Below are 12,684 nucleotides of genomic sequence, written 5' to 3'. Positions count from 1 at the left end.
TTAAAAATATTAGTTAGATAATAATCTTTTTAAATCCCTGCATTTCGTATAATTTCGTAACACATATACTATCATGGAGTCAGAATAGTTCCTTTCCACAGTTAAGTAGAGTTTTTTGATATATTTTTCTGCTATTTTTGGTAGTTCAGTTTCGAAAAACATCTCAAAATTCTGGTAAGAATCGGAGAATATTTCGCTACTCATTTCTTGAAATATTATATGTGCAACCAAAGAATTTCCGTACCTGTAAATGCTTCTCTCCCTGCTGTAGGCTTTAAAAGCCATATCATTCATTTTATTTGAGACATATCTATAAATTCTCGTAATTTTTATAATTTGCTGTGCAGAAATATTTCCATTAAATAAATCCGTATAAGGAGGTTTGGTGACGTCATCCCAAATTTTTCCAGATTCTTTTTTTACCATAGTAGAGTAATCCACGTTTGGCCAAAATGATGCCAATGCGAAGCCTACCTCTTCAAGTAGAAAGTTTGAGACATCAGAGGAGACTTTTTCATCTGTTCTTTTATAGTGGTAATCTATATTTTCCAACTTAAGTTCTAATTTTATTCTCGCTTGCTCCCCGTCTAACGAAACAAAATCTTTTTTTTCAACTTTATTTTGAGTGTTTGTGGAAACAGTTACACGTTGTCCAAACCCCTCTGGACTTTCCTCCAAAGAAATAAATTTAACAAAAACCTTAATTTTAGAAAGTTGCTCAGGATTCGAAGCAGCTAGTGAACCAATTGATCCTAGTGTTTGTGCACCGTTAACAACAGCAATACCATGGCAGGTAAAAGCACCTATTGTTTTGTCGCTTCCACCCATAGGTTTCTTCTTTATAGTATTGCATAAAATAGTAATTCCATTATTAAAATAGATAAAAAAGTCAGGCTCTTCCTTAATAACGTTTAATATTCCGTCATTGATGTTTGAATTTCCGAGGAAACTTCTGATGTTTTCAGTAAATAATCTTCGCCCATATTTTTCCCAAAGAATTCCAAGGTCAGTTCCACTAATAAGTCCGTAATACGATTTGAAAGGCTCCTCGATATGTCCCCAGTTAGATATAAAAATATCCTCACTTATTGGAGTACTGCCAACTCCTGTTTCAAGTGCTTTATAGGCGATGTCTATATTGAAATCTGTAAAAAACAGAATTTCTTCTGTGTCGTTTTGATCCTCTAACAAATCATTTATCGATAATTTGTTGTGGACAGACAATGCTTTTCCAGTGTATGCAAGAACGATATGAATTTTAACAGAGGCGTCGTCCAACGCTTCCAAAACGTCATCCGACTTGTTCTTTATTTTATCATTAAATCTTTCAAAGTCGCCGTCAATAAGTTTTTTTACACCTTTTGCAAACTTTTCGATATCCCCATTATCCATTGCGCCAACACCACTTTCAATAAATTTCGATTGTACAAGCCAAAGACTTTTGGATTGTCTGTCGAAATATATGGCGTCAATCCCGTTATCGTTGAATCCATCAGTAATTGAGTCAGCCGCATCGTCTAAATTTGCTCCCGCTGCAATAGTTAGGCTATACGCGGATAATGCCCTAGTATAAAAATATCTCTGCTGATCATCTGCGGTTTTTTTGTTGACGTCTTCGAGATTAATCTTGCCATCAAAGTTTTTAAGCAAATATGTTTTTATTCTATTAACTGTAATTTTACTCATATTTTATTGTCTATAGTTGCACTAATTTTTAATTATTATCTTTTGAAATACTAATAACGTTGCGGATCGTTGAATTGTCGTAAAGTATCTTGAGAACCTCAATTTGTGGGACAAATATTTGCCAATGTAATCCTAAATACCCATAATTATCAATTTTAAAAATATTTGCTAAAGTCCCAGCCAACCTTATTCCTGCCTTTAATATCTGCCTTTAAATAATCGGGCTGTTTTTGTCACCATAACTGTCGTTAATCTTACTCCCGGTATTGTATACGCCATCTAAAAAACTTCTCGAATCAACCGCCCATGCGACCACATCTGTTTTTTGCAGTGCTTTAAACTCCGCCGGGCTATATTGTTTTACATTCAGGCAATCCTGTAACGTAATATTCCGGTCTTTAATAATTCCAGAATCCCAGAATGAATGCAGGTTGGTTCCGTTGCCTTTATAATTCAGCTGGTAAGTATTACCGTCTTTATCGCTGCTATAACCCACATGCAAAGGCTGATGTAAATCTCCAATAAGGTGGAACAGGTACAGCAACCTTATTTTAATTTCATCTTTCGTAATGTTCTGCTTGTTTTTCAGTTCTTTTATGGTCTTGTCCAGCACGAACAGAATATTGTCGCTGGGCATGATCGCAATCGCGCTACCCTTCTCAAAATTTACATAATGCCATGGGCTCATGGATTTGTTTTTTGGGTCGCTTTTAATGGCATCCATCCAGTTTGCGGCTTCTTTTATGGTCTTGCCATCTAGATAACTCATTACAGTTGACTTTGTCTGGTTGTCTAAATATTGAAACGCGACTTCCGCTACAAGTGCATGGCCTTTTTAGCCCCAGGCGTATGTTTCGAAGGCTGCAAAAAAGAATATCAAAGAAAGCAGGATTTTTTTCATGATTTTACATTTCTTCAAAGTTAGGAAATCCTAAGTCTCATTTACATCATACACGATTATTGTTAGCCAGGTCAAATAAGGGTCGGTGCAACTGCAAATTTAAATTTGCAAAGCTTTCCAGAGAATTATTTTGCATGTACCTCCAGTTGCAGGGCATTCCAGTCTTCCGTTTTGTTCAGATATTCCTGAATTTCACACACATTTTCATGATTGACTTTTTGACCGTTAACAGATATGATTTTGTCTCCAAGATTATATTTGTCTTGCGATTTTTCTTTAGTTACAATGACCAACTCTGACGAAACTGCTTTTGCATAGTAAGAAATCCGTCTGCTGAAAGTGCGGTCAATAATGTTCGCATTCCGCCTGATGTACACTTTGTTATTTTTAAAATCTATAATCCAGTCATAACCTTTCATAAATTGTATTCCCAGGTTTTGAGATTTAATTGTCGACGAAACATTTATTTTTGCTTCAAATTTTTCACCGGCAAAATCTACAGGCATTTTTTCATAAAACGTTTCCGTTCCTGCAGTCATCGACGAAAGTGTATTATATGTTGACCCTTGCAGTACCATGTAGTTAGGGTTTGTAAACTGCAGTTTGTCTGAGAAGGGGATTATGACTGAGCCGCTAAAACCGGTATCCAGTTTAAATTTCAGCATTTTGCCTTCAATGTCAATAAATACAAAAATCTGATTGTTTTTACATTCAGATTTAATGGCTTTAAAACCTTGAGAAACCTGATTTTGAAGGAGCGTTGTTTCAATATTGCAAATTTCATTTTTCGAGAAATTTAGGAATAGCGGCATGTCATCTTGGAAAAATGCATCTATTCCGAGTATCCCTGCCATTTCTGAACTCTTTGAACACATAGAAGTTGGCATAGGTGAGTAAAGAAGTAATTTTTGCGCACTTTCAAATAATGGCGACTTAAATCCTGCTGTTAAGAACCTGTTTTTTTTCTTTACGCCGTTTGCAGAAACATGCGTGCCAAATGTCGCAAACTTCTTATTTGTAAAATTTTCAATAGCTGTCGAGTCGGTTAGCACGGTGCCGGTTGCCCCAGTGTCAAATAGGAATAGCTTTTTTTTACCTTGTAATTCTACTTCAAAATAAGGTTGTGGATAATTTCCAATAGAAGCGCAGGCTGCCTTTGGAATGATATTTTGGTTTTTCGCGAATTTGATCACAGTACACGAACACATTAAAAAAAGACCAATGGCAGATAAAATTCTCATAAAAAGGAGTTTAAATTACTGATTAGTAACAAAGCCGATAATTTTCAATATTTACATCCGTTACAGGAATTAATATTGAAAATTATCGGCTAAGTGGTATTCCCGATAAATATTTTATGAAAGTAAAAAATAATGGAATCCAAAATCTCATTATTCGATGAAATGCAAAAAAAATCAGTTAAGCTGCATGTGGTAAACTATTTTACAATCTTAGTCTGTGTAACCGTTGCCTTTATAACTTTGAAACAACTGCCCTTTACACCCGGATGCATATACAATAGGCGAAAAAACATCCATGCGGTTTATGTCGGTAATTGGCAAAGCGGCATTTGTCCGTCTGCAAACTATCCCTTTTCATATTCAGACCTGAAAAACATAAAATTGTCTCAAGTATATTTTTGGAAATGCATTGTTGGAAATTATATAGTTTAAAATTTCTAAAAAAAGGTGATTTACTGCTATTAGAAACAAGTCTATGGCATCATACCGTTGGTTTATACATTTCACCAAAAAACAGTAGAAAACGAACTGCAAAAATTGAAAATCGATGTGAAAATATTTGAAAATGTGTCGTTTAAACTTGCCAGGCTATTGATTGTATTCAAATTTGCGCATATCATTTTGGAAGCCTCTGACGACCTCGTTAATTTTGTTGAAGATGAAACGATGGATGCCGGCGAAGCCATCAGCCAGTTCGAAATCAGGGTGACCGATCAGGGTGTGGTTTTTGGCGGAAGGCTTGCGACTGCTGCTATGACAAGGCAATTTATTGTTGCCCAAACGGCCACGGAATACTATGTAAGTTTTCAGAATATTAGCCTTGTGGTTCCAGTCCCTGCTGCTTTGTTTATGGAAGATGTGGCACTACAGCTTGACGGCGATGCAGCACCGGATTCTAAATAGAACCTGGCGAAAGCCATCGACCGTACTGACGCGTCGGTAGCGGTCAAAAACTTCAGTTTTGTTGTGTCTCCAAACCCTACAGCTTCTGTCCTGAATATTGGATTTTCAAACAATCAGGCAGACGGGCAAACCTTAATTGAATTGTATGATGCAGCTGGTGAAAAAGTCAGGGACGTGTATAACGGATTTCTAGCCAAAGAAAAAACAAAAAATATGGAAGTCGACTTGTCGAGCTTAAAAGCCGGGAATTATTTCATCCTGATCGAAAGCAATGGGAGCGGATTGTGAAGAATTAATCAAATTCTTGAAATTGCAGAAAAGCTACAAGTGTTTTACTTGTAGCTTTTCTTATGTCTGGTAGGTACGTCAGGGAAAATATTTAGGAGCATCTTAATTCATTTGGAGGTATCAGACCATACGGCTGTTGATAACCCTGCCCGATAACACGCAAATACTTTCGATGGGCTACAAAGAAAGTGCAACTGTTTAATCTTTGAAAACACTTTCCAAAGTTCCGGCAAGCCTTATTCCGGCCTTTAAAATCTGTACCTCTATAATGGGGCTGTTTGTATCTACATATCCATCATTAACTTTATTCCCGGTATTGTAAACGCCATCTAAAAAACTCCTCGACTCAACAGCCCATGCCACTACGTCTGTTTTTTGCAGTGCTTTCAGCTCGGCCGGGCTATATTGTTTCGCATCTAGGCAATCCTGCAAAGTTATATTCCGCTCCTTGATAATTCCGGAATCCCAAAATGAATGCAGGTTGGTTCCCTTGCCTTTATAATTCAGCTGGTAATTGTTGCCGCCTTTATCACTTGCATAGCCGACATGCAACGGCTGGTGCAAATCACCAATGAGATGAAATAGATACAGGATTCTTGTCTTAATTTCATCTTTCGAAAGCTTTTGCCTGTTTTTTAACTCAGATATGGTTTTATCCAGTACGAATAAAATATTATCCCCCGAAGTTTCCACAACTGCACTGCCTTTCTCAAAATTGACATAATGCCACGGGCTCATGTATTTGTTTTTAGGATCTGTTTTAATGGCATCCATCCAGTTCGCCGCGTCTTCGATGTTCATGCCGTCTAAATAACTCATGATGGTTGCCTTTGTTTTGTCGTCTAAATAATGAAAGGCAACTTCAGCTACAAGGGAATGCCCTTTTTCACCCCATGCAAAAGATTTTGTAACCGCAAGCAGGGTAATAGTAACGAATAAATAAAATTTTGTTTTCATTGGATTGGATTTTTGGTTAGTGAAAAGCGACGTTTTGAAATTTAAGAATATTTTTATCTGTGAAGACAATAGGACTGTAAAACTCCTGAATTTCATCTTCAAAATCGTTAAATTGTTTTTCGAGGATTGCTAGGAGTTCATCTTTCAGTGCAGCATCTTCAATATTTGAATGTACAATAGAGTTTTTTACGACTTCTTTAATCTGCTCGTAAGTAAGTTTGTATCGGTGCGCCAAAAGCACATATTGTTCAGTAATGCTGGTACGCAACACGCCCTCGTCATCGGTGCAGATGACGATTGGGATTCCATTCCGGTAGTAAATTTCTACAGGATGCATGTCATCTGCCACGCCCAATATAAATTCATTACTGGTAAGGTTGATTTCTATAGCAATTTTCTTTTGTTTTAGTTTGCTAATAGTATTTATAAAATCATTGTCATAAATGATGTCGACCGCATGTCCGATCCTTTTCAGGTTATCAAGAATAAGGCTTTGACGGATGTGTTTGCCCAAATATTCCGGCTGAACCATTCCGCTAACAAGCTCTCCTGCATGTATGGCATAATTGACTGTTGGATATTTCTGTTCCAGGAACTTAAAAAACCTCATGTGCAGCCAGTAATCCCGCATTGCTGTTTCGCCATTTTCGGCCGCGACGATGTTGACACCCACAATAAGATCCGATAAAACACACGATTGGAAACACGTTATCATTTCTATAAATACATCCGTAGGCTGTTTGAAACGTGCGGTGTAATTTTGATACCTGATCTTAAAATTTTCATCTTCAATATTGCTGTCTGTATGATGGCGTTGAATGATTTCGTTGTGTGCAATGGCGACGTCGTTTAGCAGCCGTTCGTAATTGTTGAATATTTTATTGAGGATTTCGTCAAGTTCAGTTTCGTCCTTATTTTTTTGGGCTTTTAACAACGATGTGTCGAGGTCAGATTCATTCGACACGACAATACTTTTGAGGTCAATCGAAATAAAAATCGTTTCGATATAGTTTAGCTTTTGATTGATTGCACGGTTTTTAAGTTCTTTCAACCCTGTAACATAATTATCTTTGCTGGGGCTGCCGAAACTTGGAAAAGTGGAAAAGAAATGTTCGTCCGAAGAATGCGCACCCTTTACAAAATCTTTGACAGACCAGTTTCGCAATAACTTCAATTTAATTTGATCTGTGTTTGGGAGGTCACTAATTTTTTTCCACTCGGCCAGATTGGGAGTCGGAATTTTGCCAATATCTTTTGCAATCTCATAGGTGTTGGTGTTGATGTAAAAATCTTTTTGGAATACATAATCAATATACGTTTCTGCATAAATAGATCCTGAATAATGATGGTGAAGGTCTCCGCCTTTTGGCATCATGCTGAAAAACGAAAATAAAGCGCTACGGTTCGGACGGATATCATCTAAAATGGCATTGATATTATTCATAAGGTGATTTATTCTGATTAATAATTAGTTTATTTTCTTCCATTCGCCGGCAATACAACGATAAGTATTGATAGAATTTAGGCTTGAAATTGCACCTTCCGAAAATTTTTCACTCTGAAATTCACACGGTACGCATTTTCATGGTTCACCTGGCGTTGGATCGCCGCCGTTGACTCTATACCATTTCCGGATTAACATTTATACTGTTATATGCTATTTAGGGAACTTAGGAGCAGTAATTGTTTTGACTGTTAGGCTTGCAACGCTTCCAACTGCATTTTTAATTGCATCGAAAATTTGTGCATTAACATTAAGATTCAAGTGTAACAGAATGAGGGTAATGTAAAATCATGTTTTCATCACAAGTAAAGTATAAGTTCTTAAATCACAATAGCCGATAATTTCTTTATAAAGAATTACTCCTTAAAAAAAGAAATTATCGGCTAAAGTGGTATTCCCGATAAATACTTGATGAAAGTAAAAAATTAAGAAACTGAAAAATTTATTATTCGATAATGTGTTAAATAAAATAGATTATCTACCGATTTAAGGTTAAATTGCAAGTATTTTCCAACAGCAATTTAATTGGTTTCTTTAGTCAATATACTAAAAATCATTTGGTTATAACACATTTTCTTTCAGTAAAAAGCTTGTTTGCAGCTTTTTGCGTGTCCAGGTAAGATTAAGAGTACAGACACTTGCATTCACGCACTATCTAAAAACATCAAATCATTTAAATTTTTACCTTTATAAAAAATTTGACTATGGTATTTTATGCAGACGACGACGGCGACGATCTTGAGGTTTTTACAGATATCGTCTCAGGTCTTGGGCGGAAAGTAATGACATTTTCGTACGGTGATGCGCTGATCAGCCAGCTAAAAAACCCGCCCCCTGCGGCAGGGATCATTTTTCTCGACATCAACATGCCATTGCGCTCGGGGTTTGACATTCTTGAAGAGATCAGGGCTGCCGAACATTGGCGTGATCTTCCCGTAGTCATGCTGAGTACTTCCGACAATCCTGACAATGTGAAAAAGTGCATGATGCTGGGCGCTAATTTTTACATCTGCAAATCGCCAAACTTTAAAAAGCTTTCCCAATCAATCAGCCGTGCACTTACAATCAATTGGGAAGTTTTCCAGCCTTCGGAAAAGGAGTTTTTCTGCACATAAAAATACCAACTCGTCTTGAATGCAAATTTATGATGCATACTGATGCGTGAGTTTTAGATTAAATAGATATTGAGAGCGCTACCGCCTTTAAACTTTTGAAGCTACGGCGTTTCACGCGGGCATTGTTAACGTTCGCCAGAATCAGGATTTTTTTCAAACTCAAATTGGAAGTTTTCAATACAATGCTTACGCGAAGTCCAGTCTACATTGATGGCATATTGAAGTGCCATAGTGAGGTCGTCTATTTGCCTTGGTTTCACGATGCAAAACGCTGCGCCGAATTCCCAACAGGTTTGCTTATTGCGGTAATCGACAGATGTCGAAAGCACGACAATCGGCAGCTTGGCCAGCTTTTTTTACCCCTGATCTATTCAATGATTTGAAAGCCCGATCGCGCGGTATTGCATTCCGTGACAAAGATAGTCTGTCAAGGTGATTCAAAGTACATGAGGTTATGAATGTGCGTTAGATACGACTCAGCCTCTTATTACCAGCTGCGGCAATAATTCATTAGGTCAGGTTGTTTGCAAAAAACAGTGTTTTGGCTATTTCACCAGTTTGTCTAAGAGTTCCTGCAATTCAGGCATGGATGGAAAAAATGACTGATCATTCACAACGACACCGTTTGGGTCAATGAGTATAAATCTTGGAATGGCATTTACTTCGAAAATTTTCATAAACTCGCATTGCCTGTCTTTGCCTGCAATTAATTGTACGCCTCCCATATTGTTTTTTGCGACCATTGCTTTCCATTTTCCTGCATCTTCGGGTTTGTCGATTGAAATGCCGATAAACGCAATATTTTTAGTCCGGTACTTTTTCTGCAATTTTTCAAGAAATGGGATTTCCTGCTTACAGGGACCGCACCATGTTGCCCATAGGTCAATATAAACATATTTGCCCCTGAAGTCCTCTAACCTCGAAAAGCCGCCAGCAAAGTTTTCAAACTTGAAAGATGGGGATGGCAGGCCGTTAATGGTCTTCCGGTTTAACGAAACTTCAAGTGATTTGATACTTTTATCCATCCATATCCTTTTTGAATCCATTACATTCTTTATGAAAGCAGGATCATATTTGCCGTTTGATAGTAACGAGTTGACGCTTTCCAGATGCTCTTCAAAACTTTTGCGAAGAAAAACCGGATCGGTCATTTTTTCACCAAGGCTGTTTACAAAATCCTCTTCCACAAGGGCGTTGCTGGCAAGAAAATTATTTTCTTTTGATCCGTTGCCTTCAAAATGAATGGTTTCGTCAAATTTTGACGCGTCAATAGTCATTGTCAGATCATAACCGTTTTTGAGATAGAGATGGGTAGACTCGGTTCCGTCATCTAAAAAATATGCCCCTTCTTTTACAGTAAAGGAATCATTAAAAACGCCATTTTTTGCTGCTTTAACTACCCTTTGAAAAGTACTGGACGAAATTAATAGCGAATCGCTGTTCCGGTTTTTGATTGTTGCAGCAAATTTTAATTGATCTGATTGGGCGAAAACATGACTTAAGGAAAATAAGAAGACTAGAAAAAAAGTTTTCATGGCTAAGAATTAAAATGAAACTTAAAAATATAAATATTTTATCAGTTAACAAAATACGTTGTTTGTCACGCGTTTTTCTAAACTGTTATAGTCATGCTTTTCTGCTTCCGGGATTTGTACAGTTCAGCATTAGATTTAAAGCATAGTCAAATTTAGCAGTCAGGATTTTTTTTCATAAACAAATTGAAAGCTGGCAAACGACCGCTCACGCAAAGTCCAGTCAACGTTAATGGCATATTGGAGTGCCGTGGTGAGTTCGTGGATTTGTCGTGGTTTGGCAATGCAAAAGTCTGCTCCGAGTTCCCAACAGGTTTGTTTGGTGCGGAAATCAATAGACGTGGACAGCACCACAATCGGCAGCTTGGCCAGCCTTTCTTTACTCCTGATGTATTGAATGATTTGAAAGCCGGTAAACGACGACATATTAAGGTCAACAAAAACGATTGCCGGCAAATGGGGCATTTCTAGGGACGCCAGCAAGTCAGCACCGATCTCAAAAAGCACGACCCGGCCCGTAAGGGGCTGTAAGGCTATTTCAAATATATCGAGGTCGTCTTTGTCGTCGTCTACATAGTAAAGCGTGATGGGTTCTTGTAGGTTGTCCATGGGATGGGGCATTTATGTTTCAATAAGTTTAATTGTGGGCAGTGGAACCCAGATTGGGGTCGGTTGGGATTTTGATATAAAAAACAGTGCCTTTTCCTTCAGTACTCTCGACCGCGATGCTGCCGCCGATCCTTGCCATCATCTCATAGGACAAAGCAAGCGCAACGCCTGCTCCCTTTTTGCCTTTACTCTCTTGCTTGTGCGATATACGGAAAAGGTTTGCAGCCGCTTTTGCCGACATGCCCCGTCCGGTATCGGTAACCGAAACGGTCGAATAGTCGTTCGAATGGGTGACGTGTACATCAATAGATGCTCCTGCCGGGGAATAAGAAGTAGCGTTATTAAGGATGTTGCGCAACACAAAAAGTAAGACCATCTTACTGGTATTAAGCACACTTGACGGCGGCACTGCCGAATGAAACACAATATCCTTTCTCCGTTGTACGGGTACAAAAAAGGAATTGGCTTCCTGTACCATTTCGGCAAGATGGATGGGTTCTGTGCCAAATGCATACCCGGACTCTTTAGACTTGATCCATGACAGCACACCATCCATAAAGAACATGCTTTGCCGGGCTGTTAATTCAAGTTCCTTAAGGATATAGGATTTCTGGTCTTCAGGGATGTCATTTGGCGAAGTAAACAATTCTGTGGCCATGATGACGTTTGAAAAAGGCTGCCGGACGTCATGGGCAAGTACCGTAATGAGCATGTTGTTGAATTGCACCTGCGCTTCAAGTTCGGTATTGTGCTTAGAAAGGGCCTCCTGCAATTGCTGTTGTATCGAAGCACTTTTCTTCTTAGACTGGTTGAGCCTGTAATACAGGAAAGCGATTCCCAAAAGCGCAATGAGTAGTGTGCCAAGTACGATGAGGAGCTGGGTCTGGAAATCCCGGTGTTTTTCAAGCGAGTCTATTTCATTGTCTTTTTCTACATAGTTGACATAATTGAAACCCGACTTTGACATGGATTCCTGGATTTTGTTTTGCTGGAGTTGCAACAGCGAAAGGTATTTTAATGCCGACCGGCTGTCGCCCTGTGCCTTGTAAAACTGGTACAGGCGGTCGGCAAAAATCGTATAGCTTTCCGGATAACCATACAACTCTGAGTGTTGCAGCCCTTTCTCATAATAGGCAATACCTTCATGGTTGCGCTTCAGGTCAAGCATCATTTCGCCCAGCGTCATGAATGCGGTGGTCTGTACATATTCACATCCAACACTGTCGGCAAGTTTTTCAGAGCGTTCAAGGATGGCAATGCCTTCAGCCTTTCTGCCATCATTATACAAAAGGGTGCCCCGGTTGTTTTCATAAGAAATGATCATCCGGTAGTCCTTGTGTTTTTTTGCAATGCCCAGCCCTTCGTCATAATAGGCCTTATATTTTGCGAGTGGCAGTTTATGGTCGAGGGTGAGGATGTCGCTCAGAATTATCGAGCGTATCGAATCATTTTGCAGGCTGCGGCTGAGCTTTTCTGCACGGTAGATGTATTTGACAGCCTCAGCCGGATTGTTGTTGGTATACAGCAGGACGCTGAGGTTCATCAGCAACTGCGCTTCATTTTCGCGGTCTTCCAGCTGCCGGTAAAGTTGCAGAGCATCATTAAAGTACCGGGCCGACAGGTAATTGTTGACGCTCATATAATAAATCGCCTCACAATTAAGCGCATCTGCAATGCCTTTCTTATAACCTGCCTGCTCAGAAAGTGACATGGCTTTTGACGCATACACAAGGCACGAATCCTTATACCGCAGGTGGGAAAGCATGGCGAGCCGGTTGAGTGCATCAATGTATTGTTGCTTTTCTTTAATATGGGGCAACCTGTTTTTCAGTGCTGCCATTTCCATCCGCTGCGCTGCAGCAATATGGGCAATAAAAAAGAAGAATAGGGATAGGGCTAACTTTTTCACGTTCATTTTATTCGGGATAAAAGTAATAAAAAAAGTTTG

The 12,684-nt window shown here is 38.9% G+C and carries 10 protein-coding genes and 1 pseudogene; 3 read left to right on the top strand and 8 right to left on the bottom strand.

Features of this window, described 5'->3' with window-relative positions; all coding sequences use genetic code 11:
* Positions 1-9: 9 nt before the first annotated feature.
* From BLS32_RS02600 to BLS32_RS02590, 3 genes and pseudogenes are all read right to left on the bottom strand, one after another.
* Complete coding sequence (locus BLS32_RS02600) at positions 10-1,686, bottom strand: AIPR family protein (protein WP_091391733.1); 1,677 nt, start codon at positions 1,684-1,686, stop codon at positions 10-12.
* Between the two features lie 211 nt (positions 1,687-1,897).
* Positions 1,898-2,509: pseudogene (locus BLS32_RS02595) on the bottom strand (S1/P1 nuclease); the annotation flags it as partial.
* Positions 2,510-2,712: 203 nt separating this feature from the next.
* Positions 2,713-3,828 carry a pepsin/retropepsin-like aspartic protease family protein gene (locus BLS32_RS02590; protein WP_091391731.1) on the bottom strand — a complete coding sequence of 372 codons (1,116 nt, stop codon included), beginning with the start codon at positions 3,826-3,828 and terminating at the stop codon, positions 2,713-2,715.
* Between the two features lie 549 nt (positions 3,829-4,377).
* Between BLS32_RS02590 and BLS32_RS02580 the strand changes: the two genes are divergently transcribed.
* On the top strand, positions 4,378-4,731 hold the full coding sequence (locus tag BLS32_RS02580; RefSeq protein WP_139171676.1) for a hypothetical protein: 354 nt from the start codon (positions 4,378-4,380) through the stop codon (positions 4,729-4,731).
* Between the two features lie 63 nt (positions 4,732-4,794).
* Positions 4,795-5,019, top strand: a complete 225-nt coding sequence (locus BLS32_RS02575) for a T9SS type A sorting domain-containing protein (RefSeq protein ID WP_170227514.1) — start codon at positions 4,795-4,797, stop codon at positions 5,017-5,019.
* Between the two features lie 198 nt (positions 5,020-5,217).
* On the opposite strand, the gene BLS32_RS02570 is transcribed toward BLS32_RS02575, so the two are convergent.
* Both BLS32_RS02570 and BLS32_RS02565 read right to left on the bottom strand, forming a co-directional pair.
* On the bottom strand, positions 5,218-5,976 hold the full coding sequence (locus BLS32_RS02570) for a S1/P1 nuclease (RefSeq protein WP_170227513.1): 759 nt from the start codon (positions 5,974-5,976) through the stop codon (positions 5,218-5,220).
* 16 nt (positions 5,977-5,992) lie between these two features.
* A complete protein-coding gene (locus BLS32_RS02565) occupies positions 5,993-7,420 on the bottom strand; it encodes an amidohydrolase family protein (protein WP_091391726.1) in 1,428 nt (475 codons plus the stop codon).
* Positions 7,421-8,184: 764 nt separating this feature from the next.
* On the opposite strand from BLS32_RS02565, the gene BLS32_RS02560 reads away from it, so the two are divergent.
* Positions 8,185-8,595, top strand: a complete 411-nt coding sequence (locus tag BLS32_RS02560; protein WP_091391725.1) for a response regulator — start codon at positions 8,185-8,187, stop codon at positions 8,593-8,595.
* A gap of 545 nt (positions 8,596-9,140) precedes the next feature.
* On the opposite strand, the gene BLS32_RS02555 is transcribed toward BLS32_RS02560, so the two are convergent.
* The 3 genes from BLS32_RS02555 to BLS32_RS02545 form a co-directional block, all read right to left on the bottom strand.
* Positions 9,141-10,130 carry a TlpA family protein disulfide reductase gene (locus BLS32_RS02555; protein WP_091391724.1) on the bottom strand — a complete coding sequence of 330 codons (990 nt, stop codon included), beginning with the start codon at positions 10,128-10,130 and terminating at the stop codon, positions 9,141-9,143.
* Positions 10,131-10,289: 159 nt separating this feature from the next.
* Positions 10,290-10,736 (bottom strand): response regulator, encoded by a 447-nt coding sequence (locus BLS32_RS02550; RefSeq protein ID WP_170227512.1) that lies wholly within the window; start codon positions 10,734-10,736, stop codon positions 10,290-10,292.
* Positions 10,737-10,764: 28 nt separating this feature from the next.
* Entirely contained in the window at positions 10,765-12,576 is a 1,812-nt protein-coding gene (locus tag BLS32_RS02545; RefSeq protein ID WP_170227511.1) for a sensor histidine kinase, read from the bottom strand.
* Between the last annotated feature and the right edge of the window lie 108 nt (positions 12,577-12,684).

It is taken from the genome of Flavobacterium noncentrifugens (assembly GCF_900100375.1).
In the GTDB taxonomy this organism is placed as follows: Bacteria; Bacteroidota; Bacteroidia; order Flavobacteriales; family Flavobacteriaceae; genus Flavobacterium; species Flavobacterium noncentrifugens.
This window is presented reverse-complemented; position numbering and strand designations above follow the sequence as displayed.